14 protein-coding genes are annotated in these 20,963 nt (G+C 45.1%); 6 read left to right on the top strand and 8 right to left on the bottom strand.

What is annotated here, in order from left to right:
* Nucleotides 1-177 precede the first annotated feature (177 nt).
* From SPEA_RS09325 to SPEA_RS09315, 3 genes are all read left to right on the top strand, one after another.
* Complete coding sequence (locus SPEA_RS09325; RefSeq protein ID WP_012155019.1) at nt 178-1,548, top strand: sigma-54 interaction domain-containing protein; 1,371 nt, start codon at nt 178-180, stop codon at nt 1,546-1,548.
* Between the two features lie 42 nt (nt 1,549-1,590).
* Nucleotides 1,591-2,382, top strand: coding sequence for a thioredoxin domain-containing protein (locus SPEA_RS09320; RefSeq protein WP_012155018.1), 792 nt, complete (start codon nt 1,591-1,593; stop codon nt 2,380-2,382).
* A gap of 850 nt (nt 2,383-3,232) precedes the next feature.
* Nucleotides 3,233-5,572, top strand: a complete 2,340-nt coding sequence (locus SPEA_RS09315) for a hypothetical protein (RefSeq protein ID WP_190272099.1) — start codon at nt 3,233-3,235, stop codon at nt 5,570-5,572.
* Nucleotides 5,573-5,711: 139 nt separating this feature from the next.
* Here SPEA_RS09315 and SPEA_RS09310 read toward each other — a convergent pair whose 3' ends face one another.
* The 5 genes from SPEA_RS09310 to SPEA_RS09295 all read right to left on the bottom strand — a co-directional run bounded on the left by SPEA_RS09310 (nt 5,712) and on the right by SPEA_RS09295 (nt 14,713).
* On the bottom strand, nt 5,712-8,795 hold the full coding sequence (locus SPEA_RS09310; protein WP_012155016.1) for an Ig-like domain-containing protein: 3,084 nt from the start codon (nt 8,793-8,795) through the stop codon (nt 5,712-5,714).
* 445 nt (nt 8,796-9,240) lie between these two features.
* Complete coding sequence (locus tag SPEA_RS22745) at nt 9,241-9,414, bottom strand: Trm112 family protein (protein WP_012155015.1); 174 nt, start codon at nt 9,412-9,414, stop codon at nt 9,241-9,243.
* Nucleotides 9,415-9,425: 11 nt separating this feature from the next.
* The gene (gene lpxK / locus SPEA_RS09305; protein ID WP_012155014.1) at nt 9,426-10,418 is read right to left on the bottom strand and encodes a tetraacyldisaccharide 4'-kinase; all 993 of its coding nucleotides are present in this window, start codon (nt 10,416-10,418) and stop codon (nt 9,426-9,428) included.
* Entirely contained in the window at nt 10,419-12,242 is a 1,824-nt protein-coding gene (gene msbA / locus SPEA_RS09300) for a lipid A export permease/ATP-binding protein MsbA (RefSeq protein WP_012155013.1), read from the bottom strand.
* A 32-nt stretch (nt 12,243-12,274) separates the two neighbouring features.
* Nucleotides 12,275-14,713, bottom strand: coding sequence for a DNA internalization-related competence protein ComEC/Rec2 (locus SPEA_RS09295; protein ID WP_012155012.1), 2,439 nt, complete (start codon nt 14,711-14,713; stop codon nt 12,275-12,277).
* A 31-nt stretch (nt 14,714-14,744) separates the two neighbouring features.
* On the opposite strand from SPEA_RS09295, the gene SPEA_RS09290 reads away from it, so the two are divergent.
* Complete coding sequence (locus SPEA_RS09290) at nt 14,745-15,251, top strand: DUF2062 domain-containing protein (RefSeq protein WP_012155011.1); 507 nt, start codon at nt 14,745-14,747, stop codon at nt 15,249-15,251.
* Nucleotides 15,252-15,327: 76 nt separating this feature from the next.
* On the opposite strand, the gene SPEA_RS09285 is transcribed toward SPEA_RS09290, so the two are convergent.
* The 3 genes from SPEA_RS09285 to yejK form a co-directional block, all read right to left on the bottom strand.
* On the bottom strand, nt 15,328-16,125 hold the full coding sequence (locus SPEA_RS09285; RefSeq protein WP_049767999.1) for a M23 family metallopeptidase: 798 nt from the start codon (nt 16,123-16,125) through the stop codon (nt 15,328-15,330).
* Nucleotides 16,126-16,207: 82 nt separating this feature from the next.
* Nucleotides 16,208-17,083, bottom strand: coding sequence for a 6-carboxytetrahydropterin synthase (locus SPEA_RS09280; RefSeq protein ID WP_012155009.1), 876 nt, complete (start codon nt 17,081-17,083; stop codon nt 16,208-16,210).
* Nucleotides 17,084-17,367: 284 nt separating this feature from the next.
* Entirely contained in the window at nt 17,368-18,396 is a 1,029-nt protein-coding gene (gene yejK / locus SPEA_RS09275; RefSeq protein WP_012155008.1) for a nucleoid-associated protein YejK, read from the bottom strand.
* Nucleotides 18,397-18,860: 464 nt separating this feature from the next.
* Between yejK and SPEA_RS09270 the strand changes: the two genes are divergently transcribed.
* Nucleotides 18,861-19,076: a YejL family protein gene (locus SPEA_RS09270; RefSeq protein WP_012155007.1), complete on the top strand. Its 216-nt coding sequence runs from the start codon at nt 18,861-18,863 to the stop codon at nt 19,074-19,076.
* 83 nt (nt 19,077-19,159) lie between these two features.
* On the top strand, nt 19,160-20,944 hold the full coding sequence (locus SPEA_RS09265; protein ID WP_012155006.1) for a DUF3413 domain-containing protein: 1,785 nt from the start codon (nt 19,160-19,162) through the stop codon (nt 20,942-20,944).
* Nucleotides 20,945-20,963: the final 19 nt, after the last annotated feature.

The following is a 20,963-nucleotide window of genomic DNA, read 5'->3' as shown; positions in this document are numbered from 1 at the left end:
ATAAAATCTGATTCAAAGCCAACATCGACACACGCAACGTCAAAATATCACCAAACGTCAACAATACGACATTTTTACCTACCTTTCGACTTGCGTTCCGCCAGATCCTACCTAAAATTTAAACATCGATAGTTAGCCATTGAGGGCGCCGACACAGAGTTTCTCTAAAGGAGAACCGTGAATAAATTTAAAAATAAGAGGCCCATTGCTTGTAGAGAACTCCTTGTGCTTGACCTTGCTGGTGAGTTTTTTGGCTATGATAAAGAACTCAAACCGTTTCGTTGGCACTGCATTGTCGCCGATACACTTTCCTGTGCGAAAAAGGCAGCGCAAGCATACAATTTTCAGGTTGCTGTAGCAGTCATATCCAAAGGAATTCAGCATCAGGTTCTAAGTTGTATCAATGAGCTCAATCAGCGTCAACAGAACATTATCTGGGTAGCCGTATTAATCGATATCGACGCAGTAGATGTAAAGTTCACTTCTCGCCTACCCTACTATTTTACCGACTATCACCACCTTCCCGTCGACTGGAACCATCTTAACCAGACTCTTGGGCATGCTTATGGCATGGCACTGTTAAAACAGAAAGAGCAAAAGGGTTGCACTGAGTTCGGCCAAAAAACACCATTATTGGGTGACTCTCGTTCCATCAACAATTTAAGAAGCAACATAACCAAAGTAGCCACATCAGATGAGGCCGTGCTGATCAGTGGCGAAACCGGTACGGGTAAAGGACTGTGTGCACATTTAATTCATAATCAGTCAAGGCGAAAAATTGGTCCCTTCATCACTATCAACTGTGGAGCCTTACCTCAAAGCTTGATCCACTCTGAACTCTTTGGCCACGAAAAAGGCGCCTTTACTGGCGCCGACAAACAATACATAGGCCATATAGAAAGAGCCAATAAAGGTACCCTGTTTTTAGATGAGATAGGTGATCTTACATTAGAGTCTCAAGTGAACCTGCTACAATTTCTCGAAGAGCATATTATCGAGCGCCTCGGCGGCAGCAGGAACATAGCCATTGATTGTCGAATAATCTTCGCTTCCCATGTTAATCTTGAAACCGCTGTCGAAGAGGGGCGCTTTCGTGAAGATCTCTATTATCGCATCAATATACTGCACCTACACGCACCGAGTCTTAGGCAGCATAAAGAGGACATTCCGCTGCTCGCGAATGAGTACCTTAATCTGTTCAGTCCCGAACATCACAAATACACCCTGACCCCAAAAGCACTGGATACCATGCTCGATTATGAATGGCCTGGCAATGTGAGGGAACTCAAGAACCGCATACATAGAGCCATTATCATGGCGAGTAGCGATCAATTAACTGCAGCGGATTTAGGGATCAAAATCACCAATATTAACCCGGATGAACACGATGTGGTTGACTTAGCTCAGCATAGGGTGGTGATCGATACCGAGCTACTACTCGATGCCATCAAACGCAATAACCACAATATTTCGGCTGCGGCGCGCGAGCTCAAGATCTCCAGAACCACCTTCTATCGTCTGATCAAGAAATGCAAAATTAAACTCTAGCGATGGCTGTTCGAATCCACTTGAATAGTCGAGGACCCCACAATGTTAATATATAAGCGCCTGTTTATAGCGTTAATGCTGACACCACTGTTTATCACAGGCTGTCAGCCACAAAATGATGCCCAGTTACAACAAGAGATAACCTCCCTCAAGCAGGAGATCACACAGCTGAAAAGCGATATGGTTACGATTGGGAACCAAGTTAAAGATATTCATACCATTGCGATGAGATCTCAAAAGCCGCAGTATAAAACCCTCCCCACCCAAACAAACTTTAATGACGATGGAAGACTGCCCTTGCTGGGTGACACCGCAGCTCAACTGGCAATTATCGAGTTTTCAGACTACCAGTGCCCTTACTGCAAACGTTTTATCGATCAAACATTCACCAAGTTAAAATCAAATTATATTGATACAGGCAAGATTCAGTATCTCACTCGCGACTTTCCACTGGGCTTCCACCCTAAAGCTAAAGGCGCCGCCATTGCCGCAAACTGCAGCCTACAACAAAATGCATACTGGCCGATGCGTGACTCACTGTTCAAGAATATGCAGCAACTCGATGATGCACTGTATCAACAAACGGCCAGTAACTTATCGCTAGACATGACTATGTTTGCAGATTGCCTTATCGATGAAACAGTCTCCAGTAAGGTTGATCAAGATGTGGCCTATGGATCCTCTTTAGGGATCCGAGGAACGCCAAGTTTCGTGATTGGTAGGGTCGAAAACGGTCAATTAATCTCACCCAAACTGGTTGTCGGCGCTCAGAGCTATCAAACTTTCGCGTTATTGATCGATGAGCTACTCGCAAATCCCCAGAAAAGTGACTAATAAGCTATATAGCCCATGAATAGTCCGTGAAAAGTCCGTGAATACATCGCGAGACTCTACAACTCCAGCTTAGAACTCATGATACCAGTATGGAGCCACAGCTCCTTTCTGATAATAACTCCTTCCCCGTGATAGCCCCTTTGGCTAGACAAGGGCTTTAAATGCCATCTTTAACTATCCCCCTTTAACTATCCCCCTTTAACTGCCCATCTTTAACTGCCCATCTTTAAATCCTGTATTTAAACACCTGTTTTACCGCAATATATCTTGCCATTACTTGCTGGAAACAGCTTATTAAATTAAATCAGTTAGTAAGTTCAACTTATGATTTGCTAAGCAATATTTAGATCTGGTTTTCCATTATTAAACACACTTATTCTTAGAGGCCGAGTACTAAGTTCAGAGTTCAGAGTTCAGAGTTCAGAGTTCAGTAAAGAGTTGCACCAAGTGTAACAGGCGTTACAGCCTCAAGTTGAACACTATTACAAAAGAACTCTCATACAAACAATCAGTTAAACCCACGCCCTAATTATTCCTGTTTCACCCCTGAAACATATCCTTCCAAGAAAACAATGAAAACCCAAGTATTTACCAATGAATTCATTAACATACGGTTATGGCTTAGGGCTTGCTTACTCTCTTAGCATAAGTTTGAATTCGCCCTTTCTGAAGTAAATAGCTAGCGCTCTATTCAGTTAGGTAATCAGTCTTATCGGCAAAGCTCCGACTGTGACGTGACGATGGTGTTACGTCAAACTTTGACACACAAAAAGTAATGTTTTTATTGGAAATAATTGACCAAAACCAAGCACGTTTTATCCATATTCACTTAATTATGATGGTAAATATTATGAAACGATTTAAATGCAAACAACTTATTGGCGCACTAGGTATTGCGCTCATAAGCTCAACGACCCTCTATGGGGTGACGAGTCTAAGCACAGCAAATGCTGCGGCCTATGACTGGCTCGGCATGAGCGAAGACCCCACGAAATTCTGTATGGCCGACGCCTACCTGATGAAAGCGGGTAATAAACTTGCTCAGGACGCATTAAACTGTACCGCGAATGACGTCGAGATCACGAGAGTTACTCCTACTGACCCTAACGCCGAGTGTAACCTAGGACAAGTGTTCACCTTCAATGCCGATGTGACAGTGCGAACTAACGCGAATGAACGTTGGGACACCACTTTCTATCTGCCTTTGACCGAGCAAAGCCCACAGGTTGTACAAGGTCAAGGTCTTCGTAACTGTAGCATGATCTTACCTATCCCAGGTGACAGCACTCAGACAGCCGATGTTCAGCTAGACGGCGACCAATGTGGTGATATCACTAAGGCCTTAGGCCCTGATGAATATGTGCTCACCAACGAGCCAATCACCATGTTGTGTACTGACGCCGATGGCAACAATCAAGCCGACTTCACCTACTGTGCGGCCTGGGATAATATCGAACGCAGCAATTGTACCTATGAAGAAGACCCTTACGCGGGTCAGATCCCTAATAACAAATCAAAATGTAACTGTGACACCTTTAATATTGATGTATTTATCAAGCCTACCCCGCCTACCGTGGTAAAAGCCCTAACCAGCCAATCCTCACGTAGTGAGCCCGGTGGAACATTTAGCTATACCGTAAGCTTTACCAACCCCAATCCACAAACCTCACTGTTTATCACGTCACTAAGTGATGAGATTGATATCGGCGGAGAAGGTGGTTTCGATACCTCTATCAATCTTTGGGGCAGTCCTGTCGCTGTTAACCCTAATGTAGATGGCGTGTACATGACCGCGACAAACTGTTCAATGCCTGCTAACGGTGGTGAGATATTACCAAGCGGCTCCTACAGTTGTGCCTTCACGGTACATATTGTTGACAGAGACTTGCCTAATGATCAGAGTCCGCAGTTTTATGATGACCTCGTCAAGCTAGCACTAATAGATAAGAACGGTGATGCTGTCGTTGATGGTGATAGCTGTGCGGCCGTTAATAGTATTGCAGGCGATCACTGTAGTAACGAGATCACAGTGCAGATCACTAACCTACCACCCGCTATTACCGTGACCAAGACGGCAAACCCTACGGAAGTATTAGAGCCTGGAGCAAATGTTGAGTTTACCGTTACGGTCGACAATGATGCGGCGTTCTGGGACTCACCTCTAGCTCTCACAGTGCTAAATGATACCGACTTTGGTAATCTCCTCACCGATGAGTGTACAGGTATTTCTACAAGTATCGCGCTCGGTGGCACTTATACCTGTAAGTTCACTAAGTTTATTGCTGGTGATGCTGGCGATCTGCACTCCAATACAGTGTCCGCGACTGCGATCGATGATGAAAATGATCAGGCCACAGGTAATGACTCGGCAATGGTCGATATCCGTGATGTACCATCGTCAATCACACTAGTTAAGACTGCAACTCCAACAGAGGTGCTAGAGACCGGTGACGATCCAACTAACTACAGTAATGTTAGTTATAACTTTACCTTTAGCGTCAATTCGTCCGGTGTCGATGATGTAAGCTTCACCACTCTGACCGATGATAAATTCGGCATTCTTACAGGCCAATGTACGGTCGACAGTAAAAATGGTAATCCTATCTCTCCGACTGCACTTAACGGCTTTATATTAGAGCCTGGCGAGTACGCAAGCTGTGATATCACCAAAGGATTACAGGGTAATGCGGGTGATACTCATACCAATATCGCCACCATTAGAGGTGTCGATGAAGACGGCCAAAATGTCGATGCATCCAATGATGCAACTGTGACCTTTACACCGCAAGCCCCTGATACCGATATGGCGTTCGCAACCAGTATGCTAGTGGTGTTAGAGCTAACTAATGCCGGTGTCGAGAATGTGACCTTAACAGAACTCACTGTGAAGGGTGTAACAGTTGCCCATAACAATCCACACGCTGAGTTTATGATCCTCAATGCGGCCAGTGGAGAGCATGCAGGCGTGGCATACTCACCTTGTGTTATAGGTACGGTACTTGGTTATAGCGGTTCAGGTAGTGAAAACTATACCTGTGCCTTTACGATTGAGCTCACACCTGGTGTGGAAAACACAGACCCAATATCCTTCCTATCTGCTGGAGTCGACGGAGTTGTCGCTGTGGTAGAAGATGATGAAGGTACGCCGATTGTCAATGGCGTGGCTGTTGAAGTTAATACAGTTGAGTAACAGTTAACAAAGGAAATTAACTAGAACTCAGGTCAGTGTTAATATTTAACTTAGCAAGAGGGCGACGGTATATACCGTCGCCCTCTTTATTTATCATTCGCTAGGAGAGATAAACTCAATACCAAAGCCATATCACAGGCTATTTTTTACCGTTACCATGGCCGTTACCATTTCCGCCGCCACCTGAGCCACTTAAGCTTAGACTAACCGTTGCAGTAGCGGTCTTATCACCGTCACTAATGGTGTAACTGAAGCTATCGCTGCTTTTAAAACTTTTGGCTGGTGAATATACCACTTGGCCATTTCCGTTTATCTGTACGCTTCCTTTTGCCCCCTGACTCACAGAAACAATGGTCAGTTCATCATTCTCAGCATCCCTGTCATTTGCTAGCACATCGATAACCACAGATGTTTTAGATGACATAGTCACGCTATCATTTACCGCCACAGGCGCCGTATTAGGAGCAGACTTAACCGTATAGCTCACACTGGTTTTACCTAAATACGCAGTTTCACTCGCATTTTGAGCATTAATGCCAATGTTAAATGATCCAGCCTCGGCTTCTGTATCCGATGTCACACTAATATTGACTTTAGTACTAGCTCCCGGTGCTAACGTCACCTGTGCCCGACTCGCGCTCCAACCACTCGGCACATCGGCAAACACATCAAATACAGCCTCTGAACACGCCTCACTATCTTGGCTAGTCACTGTCGCACTGTAACTCACCTGCGTCCCAGCGATAACTTCAGCCCCCTGAGGATTAGAAATCACAATCGAAGGTGCGGCTAATGTACAAGTAGGTAGTGGACTCTTAACCCTATAACTTGCGATATCATGACCCATATAACGGCTATCGGCACGATTCTGGGCATTAAGGTCGAAATCATAGGTGCCATCCTGTGCATCAATAGATGACTCTACATTTAAGCTAATAACTTGGCTCTGACCCGGGGCTAAACTCACGCCAAGGGTATCAGCACTCCAACCAGCAGGTACATTCGCAGTCACATCAAAATTACTGCTTGAACAGCTACTGCTATCTTGGCTAGTTAGGGTTCCACTATAAGTTGCAACCTCTCCCGCAGCCAGTTCACCACTGTTATCGACCGACAAGACAAATCTTGGGCTTGCCATTACGCAGGCCTCCGCTGGCGAGTCAACAACATAGCTGACGATGCCTGTCTGAGCGTACTCGCTGTCGCTAGTGTCAACCGCAGTTATGGCGATATCGTAGAAACCATCCGTAGCGGTATCAGCCGAGGTCACATTCAAGCTTACTGTACTGCTCGCCCCTGGCGCCAAGCTGAGATTGTCTTGTGTCGCTGCCCAGCCACTAGGTACCAGTGCTGTAAGCTCATACCCCGATGTTGCACAGCCCTCACTGTCGTTGTTGGTTACTGTCGCTTGGTAGCTAACAGTCTCCCCCGCCTCTACCCATGCACTTTCATTAGGTAATAATGACAAGCTAGGGTTAGCCTTAACACAGCTCAAACCTGAATAGCTAACATTGATACTCGCCCCCGAAGCATCGGCCCATTCAGTGGTGATAGTTACACCTGCATCAGGATCGGTATAGCTAGTTCCCGCCAGTAAAGCAGCATCATCGAAATCATAAATACCGCTGTTTGGTGTCATATCGATGAGCAGATTGCTCTGCATATCGTTTTCCGTTGCAAGGTGCAATACCACACCGTCGGTAATACCATTTTTACCCGCAAGAAAATCATCGAAGCCTATCGCCTGACGATACTCAAGGTAATACCACAGAGGTAAGCCGGTATCGGAATCGGTTCCACGCCTTACTTTTATTCCTTTCGCTTTACCTGCTGGTAAAGTTTCATAAGGCTCAAGTTGATAACTTCCATCATTTTCAGCAGTGATAACTTCACCTGCTGATGAGGTGATCCAGCCAAGTTGCTGCTTGCTAAACGCATTGAAATGACCCGTTACCTCGGATTTCCCCATAATGTCCATGGTGTCGCCATACTCAAATGACATGCAGCGGCCCGTTAATACACCTTCTGAACAGTCATAATCCTTCGCATGATGCAAACCAAAGTTATGCCCTAGTTCATGGCCAACGGTACGTAACGTCATTGAGCCATTAATGAAGGCGCGCGATGGACTGCCACCGATTGTCCCTTGCCCAGTCCAGCCACAATCCGTATTTTCAGGATAGATGTAAACCCAGCGGTCATAGTCAGAAACGTCAATGCCACTATCGATTACCGCCTGACGACCATAATTATCTATATCATTAGTTCTACATGTCGCATCAATCGGTAAAGTCAAATAACCTAGCACATCACCGCTTAGCCAAGTTTGCCCATATGAGGCCTCTTGATAAAAGTCATTGACTGTACCGAAGACGAGCTCTTTCGCTTCCTCTACAGTCCAAGGCTGATTGGTATTGTTTTGGAAGTTAATCAGCACGACCAATGTGCGTTGCTCACCTATTGTATTAGGCAAGCTAGATGCTGAAACGCTCATTGTATTTGTACTAGCAAGAAGCGCTAAACTATCACTCTCATCGTTAAGCACTAACGCACTGGATCGAGTTTTCTCAGCACTAGCCCCTTTAAACATCCAGCCTTTAGCTTTGATGCGAGAGCCTGTTTTAAGTTGTTCAAACTTTACTCCCTCAGGAAGATGTAGCTCTACAGAGCCATTATCGGTCATTAACGAGTGACGCAGCTTACTCTGACTAGCATCCTCATAATCGACATATGACAGTTCAAGTTCACCAGTAAGCTCACGCTTTTGCGTTAGCATAGCCAAAACATCTTTTGGCATACCCGCTCTAGCTGACTCAGGTAATACCGCACGAACAGCTGCTTCAGGATCGGTTTTAACCAGCTCAGCCAGCAGAGACTGACGCGCTCTAGCTTGTGACATCAGCTCTTGTTTAAGCTGCTGCTTGTTTGATTTACTCGCTTGACGAAACTCAGCCATACGACTGGCAAGAGCTAAGGTCTGCTCTTCAGCTTGTTGCTTATGAGGATTTGCTTTTCGGCCATTAGCATGACCTTGAGCATAGCCATGGGCATGACTGGCCGAGCTATTATTCCTCAGGCTGCTAGAAAAACTAGCATCACTTACAGGAGCGGCAATAGAAAATGTAGAAAAGGTGAAGGCTGAAAAAGCCAATAATGTTGTGGCTGATAGCTTCAAAAGACTGGCAGCCGAATGCGATGCCAATGTGACATTTTCGTTATTCAAATATCATTACCCCTAAGAGTCGAACGAACTTAATTAAACCTGTCTAATGACAAATTTTATATTTTGGAATTACAAGTATGAAAATGATGACAAGATCATATTCAAGGAGCCGTAGCCCACGCAGGCTCTGGGATAGCCAGAGCAACTTGGCGGCATACTACCAAAGTGCGAGATTAAATTACAAACAGTAGTTGATCATTTTTTGATCGATCGTGCATTTTTTAATCATTTCCACTTCTAAGTAATTGAAACGATTTATTGAGTAAAAAATGCGAATTTATGAAGAATGGTACGGAGAGTGGTTCTGGATTTTTCAGATGGTCTTAAAGATGAGGTAATGGTGCTGCTATCTTAAAAACTGGAAAACGGTGACGCGATAATTCATGTCTATTGATATGAAATATAAAAAAGCGCCAAAAGGCGCTTTTTTATTAGGTCTCAAAACTTATTCGGCCAATGGCTCTGCTTTATTCTCTAGCAATACCGGAATACCGTCATTGATTGGATAAGCCAGCTTATCGGCTTTACAGATCAGCTGTTGGGCTTCTTTGTTGAATTCAAGTTTGCCTTTACACACTGGACACGCAACGATTTCGAGTAATTTTTTATCAAATGCCATTTCGAATGCCTTTACTTATCTGCTACCAACCTATCAATTTTGGCCAGTAGTTGTTTATCAAATGAGGGAGATAGCTTCGCATCTACCGCGAGAGACCACCAGTTATCTTTTGCAAAATCGCGACATTTCACCGCATCTTTTTCTGTCATCGCCAACAAACGACCATTTGCCAGTTCATTAAGCGCTGTTTCACTATAAGCGCTATGATCGTCAAATGCTTGCGCTTGTTCGACGCAATAGCCCAGTGCTTGTAGCGTATCAAAGAAGCGCTGTGGGTTACCAATACCTGCCATAGCCACTAAAGGCTGTGACTGACTCGGTGGCAAACTGCCATTATGCACAGGTGAAACCGGTAGCCATTTCGAAGGCTCAAGCAGCATCGCTTGCTCGCCGCTCTGGGCAATACCTCCATTAACGATAACCTGATCGACGCTTTTTAACCGCCAAGCCGCTTCGCGCAGCGGTCCTGCTGGTAGTAACATGCCATTGCCTAACCGCCGCTCTCCATCAAGAATAATAAGCTCGATATCTCGAGCCAATTGGTAATGCTGCAGCCCATCGTCACTGATAATAATATCGACATCAAATTCTGCCAACAGATGTTTAGCCGCATCGACTCGCTTAGCACCAACGACCATGGGCACTGCGGTGCGCGACACTATCATCGCAGGCTCATCGCCTACGCTGGCAGGCTTGTCTTCAGGCAATACCGATCTTACGCCCTCGATTTCGACGCCGTAACCACGGCTTATCACGCCTGGCTTAAAGCCGTGACTTCTGAGTAACTCGATAAGATAGATCACAGTGGGAGTTTTACCACTGCCACCAACGGTAATATTTCCCACGATAATAACGGGAACGGGTAATTTAGTCGCTTTTTTGAGCCCTAAGCTAAAGAGCAACCGTCTTAGCCAACTGACAGCACCAAATAGCAGGGTCAGAGGCCATAGCGCAAATCTAAGCGGATGGCTCTGATACCATAGTTTATTAACCCAAGACTGCATCTAGCTACCAAACTGCATCTGATACAGGTTAGCGTAAACGCCGCCTTTGGCAAGCAGCGACTCATGGGTGCCACGCTCGACAATCTTACCTTGATCAACCACTAAAATTTGATCGGCACTTTCAATGGTCGATAAGCGATGTGCAATCACGATTGAAGTTCTGTTTTGACGTAGATTATCAAGTCCCTGTTGAATAGCCTTCTCAGACTCGGTATCGAGCGCGGATGTGGCCTCATCAAGAATTAACACTGGCGCATTACGCAATATCGCACGTGCAATCGCGATACGTTGCCTTTGACCGCCAGAAAGCATTACGCCATTCTCACCAATTTGGGTATCTAATCCCAACTCCATTGGCTCGATAAACTCCATCGCATGGGCTAAGGTTGCCGCTTCGATGATCTGTTCACGAGTCGCAACACCGGGATACGCATAGGCGATATTATTGGCGATGCTGTCATTAAACAGTGTCACTTGCTGTGAGACTAACGCAACCTGACTTCGTAAGGTTTTAAGCTTATAGTCATCGATGTTTTGCCCATCTAGGGTGATATCGCCCGCTTTAAGGCCAGTATAGAAACGAGTAACTAGGCTCGCAATCGTTGATTTCCCAGATCCTGAACGACCGACTAAGGCTAAGGTTTGGCCTTGCTCAACTTTAAAGTCAATATCGTTAAGCGCCAACTTCTCATGACCAGGGTAGCTAAAGTTCACGTGATTGAAGGCAAGCTCCCCCTTAACACGCTCTACATCTAGAGTACCCGTGTCACTTTCAGGCTTGGTGTCTAACAGCTCAAAAACCGTTGTACAGGCGGCGATACCGCGCTGGAACTCAGCATTAACACGGGTTAAGTTTTTAATCGGCTGTAACATGGCAAGCATCGCACCTAGGATGGTAGCAAACGTACCCGCTGTTAGCTCGGCCTTCATACTATCAATGCTGGCGGCATAAAGTACAAATGCCAACGCAAACGAGCCGATAATCATCACCAATGGCTGACTGATAGCCTGAGCCGTTGCCAGCTTCATAGTTTGATAACGATTTTGGTCGTTTACTTTAGCAAAGCGTTTTGCCTCTGTTTCTTGGCCACCAAAAGACAGCACATTCTTATGGCCCTTAATCATCTGTTCAGTGGCTGCAGTGACCCCACCCATAGCAGTTTGAATTTGTTTAGAGACCTTTCTGAAACGACGACTAACTACTGCGATAACCAGCCCGATGATTGGGCCGATAACTAAGATAACTAATGATAATTTCCATGAGAAGTAGAACATGATGGCGATCATGCCGATCACAGTAATACTGTCACGTACTATGGTGATAAGTGCACTACCCGATGCACGGGCAATCTGTTCAGTGTCGTAAGTGACACGTGAGATCAAATTACCGGTATTTTCTTGGTCCATATAGCTGACGGGTAGGGTCAAGTAATGTTCGAACACTTCTTGGCGCATATCCATAATCACCCGCGCACTCATGTAAGAGATACAGTAGGTCGATAGGAAGTTTGCTAGACCGCGTAGCGAGAATAAGGCGATTACCACAAACGGCGCCATTAACAATACATCATTGCTTGAGTTAAATCCGCCGCTGGTGCCAAAATCAACACTTGTAATACCGCCAGCAGCTTGCGCTGCTTGACCAGCCTGGCCGCCAAATCCCTCATCGATAAATGGTTTGATCACCGCGATAAAAGTGGCATCGACAAGGGCGTACATCATTAGACCAATGATGGCAAAAGCTAATACTGCTTTAAGAGGCTTTAAATAGCCCAGCAGACGCTTAAATACAGTCCAGACTTCATTTTTAGGAGATGTTGTCATTGAGAGATTAACATATTGGCAAAAGAAGCATTCTACTCCGGATTGTTAATCTGACCAAACCTAAACACTTGGTTATACCAAAATGGTGCGAAATCCGACCGATATGTACGAATTTTCATTGTTTGTTGATTAAATATAATACTTATCTGTCCTTGTTCTCCACTGGTTAAGGTGGCAATACCCCGCTGATGGTAGCGTAAAACCACCTCAGAATTTGGAAATCGATAGCGGTTTTTAAAGCCTGCGGGGAATAAAACTAGCTCAGGGGATACTGCATCGATAAAAGCCTCTGTCGATGACGTTTTACTGCCATGATGAGGCGCTATTAGCAATCGACTCTGTAAGTTTAGATTATTCTCACCATCAGCCTTACCCTTTTCCTCAATCATACCAAGCAGTGCCCGCTCAGCGAGTTTTTCGATATCTCCGCTTAATAGCACAGAGTTACTGGCATCGTTCACTCTGATCACACACGAACCGTTGTTGCCCTCTCTCGCTTCACTAGGAGCTAGCACTTCAAGGGTGAGATTTTGCCATTTGAGTATCTTGGGTCTGCAACTGTATTGCTGTGCTAAAGCGATTTCATGAGCAAATTTATGATCAAATTCAGATGCAAGTGCTGACTCCCCCCCCATATCAAGATCTGAAATAAGCAGAGTTTTAGGGTAACGCTGAATAATAATTTCAGCTCCACCGGCATGGTCATTATCGCCATGACTCACAACCAGATAATCAAGCTGTTCTATGCCTTGACTAATAAGGAAAGGCAACACCACACGCTCGGCATAGCTAAAACTATCACCATATCGCGCCCCCGTATCATAGATTATGGCCCGATTACCCTTCTCTATCACCAAGGAAAGACCTTGGCCAACATCGAGCAGATGCACTTGCCAGCGCTTATCTTCAATGGGTGCAAACATAAACAGATTCATTAATAGCAGAGGCATTAACATCACTGATAGTACCAGCCGCCAGAGAATATCCTTTACGTTTATCGTCAGGTAGAGGCCAATGAACGCGACCATCAAGGCAGCAATAACTTGATCGGATAGTGCAAGCCAGACAAATTCGAATTGACTGCTGTAGTTCAAAATGGCTGTCACCGGCACCATTGACTTTGCCGCAACCCAAAATATTCCCGCAGCTGACAACCCCAAGCTCGTTGCAAATATAAAGACCAACAGCGACAACAAGCACAGAGGAATAACAAGCAGCGTAAACCATGGGACCAGCAGTAAATTAACCGCTAGACTCACTAGCGATGTTCCTGAAAAAAATATCGCCTGAACCAAACACAAGCCAAGGGTTAACCGCCACTGCACAGCCCAAAATGCCACACAAGCGTTGCGAAACTTAAGCCATAAAGTTGCATGCTCACTCAGGTTAGCTTGCGCCATTGCCCCACTATCGAGACTGGCACTTAGGTTTTTTGGTGTAAAAGTATGCCTCGTCACCGTAAGGAGAATAATTCCCAAGGCGCTAAAGGATAACCAGAAGCTGGCGCTTAACATACTCAATGGGTCCATGAGTAGCACCACAAAAAGCGCATACAGCAACCGCTCCCAACTGGAAGAGTGCCTTTGCAATACACTAAAACAGATAAATGCGAGCAGCATGATCATCGCCCGCTGTGTCGACACAGAAAAACCGGCTAGATATGCGTAGGCAACGGCCCCCACTGCCGACAACGTCAGGCACAGCAGCCAATTTCTGCGGCTATTTACTGCGCTATATCGGTATAACAAAAAACGGGCGCCAATTAATAGCCAAAGTGAAACCACTGAAAGGTGTAACCCTGATATGGCAAAGAGATGGCCAGCTCCAGTGTTTCTCAGCTGTTGCCAGCGCTCTGCTGAGATCATAGTCCTGTCTCCCGCCACCAGCGCAAGTAACAGGTCACCACTGGCATGGGTCTTAAGTGTATGCTTGAGTTCAGCGATTAACTGAGTGCGATAATTTGGCTCATGGCTTAATAACTTCCCACTAACGACTCTACCTTTTCCTATAATGTGTTTAGCCAACAAGTTCTTTTGCTGGTTATAACTCCCCTGATTTAAGGTGCTGGTGATGGGCCTAGGTTTTATGGTTAACAGCCAATGCTGGCCGGGGGTTAGCGACGGAGGTTCCTTCCAAGTCAATCTAAGCTTTCGACTAAACAAATGGGGGGAAATTGAATCAATCAGCACAATATCCATACTAATCCAGTCGCCGTTTGTATGAACAAGTGATACTATCTCGCCCTCAACATTCAGTGTATCGACTCGTTCATCTGTGTCCCAGCCCATTAATAACGCATAAAAAAGGCTAATCCAGCAGATTGCAAATAAGCCTCCGGCAATGAATGGCACACGCTTACAGGCGGTAATAACCACTACTATTAGTAAAGGTAGCAAATAAAGATTAGCCAGAGCGGGCCAAAGCATCGTTGAAACAATGGTGACGCAGTAACCGCACATAAATCGATTCATAGTGAATAAGTTAAGACAGCAAATTGAAGTTATGCCAAAAAAATTAATTGAAAAATTTATGCCCAAGCCTGAAACATTGCGTGAACATAAGCACCTGCGCATGTTTGGCGATCTACTACTAAAACCCAATTTATGGTCATTAAATCGCCGCTCAGCACCCGGTGCGTTTGCAGTAGGCTTATTTGTGGCGTGGATCCCGATGCCGTTTCAAATGGTATTAGCTGCAGCCCTAGCAATCTTATTCAACGTAAACTTGCCTCTTGCTGTCGCGCTGGTGTGGGTCACCAACCCCATCACTATGCCTTTTATGTTTTATGTCGCTTATCTTCTAGGGGCAAAACTGCTAGGCCATGAACCACAAGCGTTTAACTTTGAAGCTAGCTGGCACTGGATTCAAGCATCGCTCGAAACAATTGGCCCGCCATTCTTATTGGGATGTTTTGTTTTGGCAGGCATTTTCGGCCTAGTCGGTTATTTTATAATTAAGAACCTTTGGAAATATTCGGTACTGTTTAAATGGAAGAAGCGTTATAAGTAACGCTGTCGTTCGACCCAATAAAAAAGCAGTCTAATGACTGCTTTTTTATTGGGTCGAACGCATTGCTTAGAAGATCTTACTTAGCATTTTCTTTAGCCAGTACACTCTTCATCGAAGGAACGACTGTAGTTGGATCCAGTCGCACCTGATACCAGTTTACTCGCCAGTCAAGATGCGGGCCGGTGGAGCGGCCTGTCGAACCCACTTCAGCCACTTTATCACCCTGCTTAACAAGCTGACCTTGTTTGACGTACAACTTACTCAAGTGTAAGAAACTGGAGCTCACCCCATAGCCATGGTCGATGATCATAGTACCGCCGGAGTAAAACATATCGGGTACTGAAAGCGAGATCACCCCATCAGCAGGAGCCACAACCACAGTGCCAGTTTTGGCAGCAACATCGACTCCGTAGTGAGGCGTCCCCGGCTTACCGTTATAGACACGCTGACTACCATAAACCCCAGAGATCCTGCCTGTTAACGGCCAGATAAAATTTTGGTTAAAGGCATCGTTCTCAGTAAACTGCGCCCTAGCCGCCTTAACTTGCTTTGAATCCTTGGCTGCACGCTCTTGTGCCTTAGGATCGGGCTTCATGATCTTTTTACTGATCCCATTTACTTGTTGGATTTTATACTGACGCTGTTTCAGTTTTAATGGCTTAAGCTCGGTCAAACCATCGGGATAAACTAATTTAAGCATCTGCTCAAGCTCGGCTTCACGGGCAAAGCCAAAGGCAAACTGACCGAACTCATTCACCTTAACGGCTTCATCATTTAAAAATACCTGTGTACCGGGTTGTACCTTTGCTCGTACGAGCGCCCCTTGGGATAACTCGCCGTTTAGCTCAACACCCGCGCTAACCTGAAAGGCCATACTGGTCAACACACTACTAAAGATGATACGAGTAAATGGTCTCAAAGCCACTCCTTAGATACTTTATGAACGAGTGGGCTTGCTAGGCATTTCGGCTAGCAATCGCCCCTTTACCTACGCCTTCATAGGCAATTACCTTAAAATCGCTACTCGGCACTTTTTCAAACAATGTTTGCGCCATATAATCCGCTAATAACTCCACCGTTGTATCGTGTGGAAGAATATCGCAGCGCCCCTTAGGCATGGCTAACTGAAAGTCACCCTGTGGTGCCTGATAGTGAAACCCGTAATGGCTGCCATCATTGATGCTTGCTTGAGGCGATAGGCTTAATGAGCTTACTGACACCACATCTTCTACGGTGGCTAGGTAAATATCCTGCCAGCGTTTGGCCCAATACTCATCCCATTTAGGTGCGGCGACACCATTTTCAAATACGGTGACCGGACTACGGTGTCCGTGTGCAATTCGCTGGCAATTACCATCATGCTTTTTCAAACCATGACTGTAATGGTAGTAAGGCGCCTCGTGGATCTCATTTCTTAATGTCAGCGAAATGCCTTCAACATTGGCTGGCAATGCTTGTTTTAGTGCTTGCTGCAGAAATTTATTCACGCTTTCAAAGTCTATCAATTCACTAGGAATGAGTGCAAAAGCCTCTGAAGGACACGCTAAGTGGATGTCGCCTTGTTGACTATTGAAATCCATCCAGACTCTGTCACCTTGTTGCTGCCAGCGCACTTCACTGCAGGCAGTTGGGATCAACAGGCGGTGATCGGCCACATTATCTATGGTGCTTTTAATGGTACGTTTCACTTTAGCGAAATCGAGCACCATATTTTGCTCATCTAACCCACCATCAAGCAGAACGTCGACAATCCAGCTTTCTCCTACCATGCCACGAATAGGACAAAGATATGAGAAATCGATAACAGTTAAATCTTTAACAAACAGTTGCATTTGTGCTCCTAGGTAGAAAAACAGTCTACCTTCCTAAGTCCAAACAGCAATGGCCGCAGGATAATCGTACTTAAGTTGAGTCAAATAAAATGACTCCTCGAATAATAGCTGTAGCTTACAATGAACAGAGATAACATTCGACAATTAAGTGTTGATTTACTCTCTCAAGAGTCCATTTCCCCCAATCGAATGGCACTAAAAATTATGTCCGAAAAAAAACCGAGCACTTATGGCTCGGTTCTCTGGTTCATTACGTTAATCGCCACTGAGGACGGCTAAGGCAATTATTCCCCTTTCAGACGACGATCTAGCTGATCTTTAAGGTTGGCAGGCACACCTTTAATGATGATGGTATCTGATACAGGATCATAGATCACTCTTTCACCAAGGTGCTGACCGTCAAAACTTAATGTTACCCCGCCGCCAGTGCCTGAGAATTTCTTCAACTGTCTTAATGTTGGCTTATCACCAGGGAACTCCTCTTCTAACTCATAATTGCCCCCTTGGGCGAAGTCATAGAAAGAGTCCATGCCTTGATCAGCTAACTCATCGGCCAGGTCTTTAATCTGAATCGACGCGCCTTCATCGCAACGCTCGGTACAATAATCGAATACACGCTCACGGGCTTGCTGACGCTCATCTTTAGTCAGCTCACTGTTACCGACAAAATCTTCAACCGCATTCATCAGCGACTTATTCTGCGCCTTAGTATTAACACCTTCGACACAGCCCATAAAGTCGAGGAAAAAGTCGGCCACTTTACGACCCGCACGACCACGGATAAAAGAGATGTACTTTTTCGACTCAGGATCGGCTTGCCACTCAGTCAGATCAATACGTGCAGCCAATTGCACATTATTAAGGTCTAAATGAGTGTTTTGCGACAGCTCCATATCATCGAGTACTGTCATTGACGATTTTGCATTGAGCAAAGACACAAATAGATAATCGCTAGTCATGTAGGTATAGCAAGACAGCAATAGGAAGCCGCCAGTGCTAAAGTCATATTTAGCCAGCTCCTCTTGTAATAACTTGCCGGCTATGCCCGAAAACTCGACGAATCCAAGCTCACCACTACGGTAGGTAGTTAGCGCTTCTTCAAACTTAGTGTTTGCTTCGCCATCTTCTCCATTAATGCCAAAGTGACCAAACCCTTTTCCCGCTTTGGTGGTGTAGGTTTGATGCAACTCTTCTAGCATCGCCTCAACTGCTTGGCTATTTAGCAAAGGTTGTGGACGTAATCGACAACTAAGTTGACCTTCACCATCTTGAGAAATGGAGTGGATAATGGCTTGTTCGACGTTAATACTCATTGAGCCTCGATAAGTTTGGCAAGGAGCGAAGCGAATGGCCTGCGCTCAAAAATATAAAATGATTGTTTTTTGCAGCCGAAATAGGAGCATTTCTTAACGCTTCAGCCACTCACAACCTAGCGACGGATATCATACCAGAGAGGCGCTAAAAATCTATATATCTTGAATGACGAAGCTAGCGTAATAATTACGCTCCAACCGCTAAGAATCGTTCCTACATCAAGGTTTAAAAAGTATAAATCCTCCACTAAAAGCGCCTCAGCTTTCAATAAAACGATTTTATAGTGAATTTGATGTACACACTGAGTAAACAGCCGAGGCAGGGAAAAGCAACGCCTTAATTAGCGAATAATCTACTGCAATTAAGCTGTCATCCCAAAAAGGAGAACAAAAAGTGCGGAGCTTCTGCAAAAAATCCGTTATTATATGCCGTTAATTAAGTTTTAAAGCGAACCTTTATCATTATGGCTATTCAATCTAAATATTCTAACGCTCAAGTCGAGTCAATTATTGCTGAATTACTTGCAGTTTTAGAGAAACACCAATCTCCAACAGACCTAAGCTTAATGGCACTAGGTAATTGCGTGACCCATCTTTTACAGAAGAAAGTACCAGCTGAAGCACGTGAAGTAGTTGCAGAGCAATTTGCTAAAGCTTTGTCACGCTCAGTAAAAAGCTAACTAAGATACAAATTAAGCTGAACTCGTTAAGGCTAATGGATAACAATTAGCCTGTAAAAAGCCTAAACAATAAATGGAACAACATGGTCGAGCGACAAAAACAGATTGGACGTGATCGCGTTTCCCGCCTAGTAAGCTGGGGACATTGGTTTGCCTTTATTAATGGCCTACTTGCCATTATCGTTGGCTATCGCTATCTCGACACCATTGGGCTTCCCGAATCATTTATTGGCTGGGGCTATTTAGTGATCAGCACAATAGGCCATTTTAGCTTCCTGGCTTTTATGGTCTATTTGGTGTTTATTTTCCCAATAACCCTGTTACTGCCTTACTCAAGGATCCTTAGAGGTTATGCCGCCACGGTCGCAACACTGAGCCTATGCTTACTGCTCTATGACACGGTAATTTATGACGATTACGGCCTTCACCTAAGTCCTTTTGTTTTTGACCTCGCCTGGGCTGACTTAAATGCCCTACTCCGAGGCACCTCATACATTATTACGCCTCTTGCCATTTTGGTGATAGAGCTAACGCTGGCTAACTTCCTATGGAAGCGTGTCGAGAAGATCCGTAAGCGCAACGTTGGCAACAAGGTCGTTGTTTTAGTGGGGATCTGCTTTGTCGCCAGTCACCTTATTCATATCTGGGGTGACGCTGCCGATGTGACCGAAATTACCCATTTCGATGACGCTTACCCACTGTCTTATCCTGCAACGGCAAAAAGCTTAATGGAAAGCTACGGTATTGAAGGTAGTCGGGACCATAGAAGTCAGACGCCTCCTAAGGCTAGCCTGCAGTATCCCTTGTCACCTATGCAGTGCACTGCCGATAGCCTGCCAAATATTTTAGTCATTGCGGTAGATAGCTTGCGTGCCGATCTTGTCGATGAGTCTACGATGCCATTTCTGTCGTCCTACGCGCAACAAAACATGAATTTCACTAAGCATCTCAGTGGTGGAAATCAGTTTAACAGTGGTATGTTTAGCCTACTTTATGCACTGCAAGGCAGCTACTCCAATGCAGTCGATCTACATTATCAAAGCCCGGTATTAACCCAGGAGCTAGCCGCTAAAGGTTATGACTTAGGCCTATTTACCACCCAAGATACACTCCCTGCGCCTCTGGCCATATTTGATGATTTCGAGCGAGTCGACGCCGAGCACATCAATAGCTATGCAATATCGGATCTGCAATCTATCGCTAACTGGCAGCAATGGACTGGCTCGGCGAGCCAACCTTGGTTTAGTTTACTCAATCTCAAATCTCCCGATAGTTATGATACGCCGATTGGCTTTCTAGGGATCAAAACAGTTCAGTCTTCCTCTAAGTTAAAGCCTGCTCAAAAAGTGCTATTTAACCAATACCGCCAATCGCTTAACTTTATTGATAAACAGATTGAATCGGTTGTTAATAATCTGCCTAAAGGCACTATGGTGGTGATTACGGGCGTTAACGGTAAAATGTTTACCAGTAACTCTGACGAGGAACGCGTTAACCTGTCTCCAGACAGTGTCCGTGTGCCAATGATCATTCACTGGCCCAACGAAGAGTCAGCTAAACAGATAAAGTATCGCACCACACACAATGGCCTAGTACCTGCTATTTTAACTCAAACTTTAGGATGTACTAACCCCGCATCTGACTACAGTTCGGATCAGAGTCTTATGCAACCAAGCGACAAGACATGGGTATATGTTGGTGACCATCGCATATTTGCTATCTATCAAGAGTCAGAAATCACTGTGATTGATCGTCACGGCAAGTATCGTATTTACGACAGTGAGTACCATAAGCGCTTGAAGAAGAAATTAAGCGCCCCAGAGCTTGTTGAAGTGATGCGTGAAGGACGTAGACTCTATAACCATTAAAGATTATAAACTAAGCAAA

Source organism: Shewanella pealeana ATCC 700345 (assembly GCF_000018285.1).
GTDB classification, from domain to species: domain Bacteria; phylum Pseudomonadota; class Gammaproteobacteria; order Enterobacterales; family Shewanellaceae; genus Shewanella; species Shewanella pealeana.
The sequence above is the reverse complement of the archived record's forward strand: the minus strand, read 5'-3'. Positions and strand labels throughout refer to the sequence as shown.

What these genes read in the sequence shown, in the direction of transcription:
- SPEA_RS09320 (WP_012155018.1), top strand. Translation starts at nt 1,591, where the DNA reads ATGTTAATATATAAGCGCCTGTTTATAGCGTTAATGCTGACACCACTG.
- SPEA_RS09315 (WP_190272099.1), top strand. Translation starts at nt 3,233, where the DNA reads ATGAAACGATTTAAATGCAAACAACTTATTGGCGCACTAGGTATTGCG.
- SPEA_RS22745 (WP_012155015.1), bottom strand. Translation starts at nt 9,414, where the DNA reads ATGGCATTTGATAAAAAATTACTCGAAATCGTTGCGTGTCCAGTGTGT.
- lpxK (WP_012155014.1), bottom strand. Translation starts at nt 10,418, where the DNA reads ATGCAGTCTTGGGTTAATAAACTATGGTATCAGAGCCATCCGCTTAGA.
- msbA (WP_012155013.1), bottom strand. Translation starts at nt 12,242, where the DNA reads ATGACAACATCTCCTAAAAATGAAGTCTGGACTGTATTTAAGCGTCTG.
- SPEA_RS09295 (WP_012155012.1), bottom strand. Translation starts at nt 14,713, where the DNA reads ATGAATCGATTTATGTGCGGTTACTGCGTCACCATTGTTTCAACGATG.
- SPEA_RS09290 (WP_012155011.1), top strand. Translation starts at nt 14,745, where the DNA reads ATGCCAAAAAAATTAATTGAAAAATTTATGCCCAAGCCTGAAACATTG.
- SPEA_RS09285 (WP_049767999.1), bottom strand. Translation starts at nt 16,125, where the DNA reads ATGGCCTTTCAGGTTAGCGCGGGTGTTGAGCTAAACGGCGAGTTATCC.
- SPEA_RS09280 (WP_012155009.1), bottom strand. Translation starts at nt 17,083, where the DNA reads ATGCAACTGTTTGTTAAAGATTTAACTGTTATCGATTTCTCATATCTT.
- yejK (WP_012155008.1), bottom strand. Translation starts at nt 18,396, where the DNA reads ATGAGTATTAACGTCGAACAAGCCATTATCCACTCCATTTCTCAAGAT.
- SPEA_RS09270 (WP_012155007.1), top strand. Translation starts at nt 18,861, where the DNA reads ATGGCTATTCAATCTAAATATTCTAACGCTCAAGTCGAGTCAATTATT.
- SPEA_RS09265 (WP_012155006.1), top strand. Translation starts at nt 19,160, where the DNA reads ATGGTCGAGCGACAAAAACAGATTGGACGTGATCGCGTTTCCCGCCTA.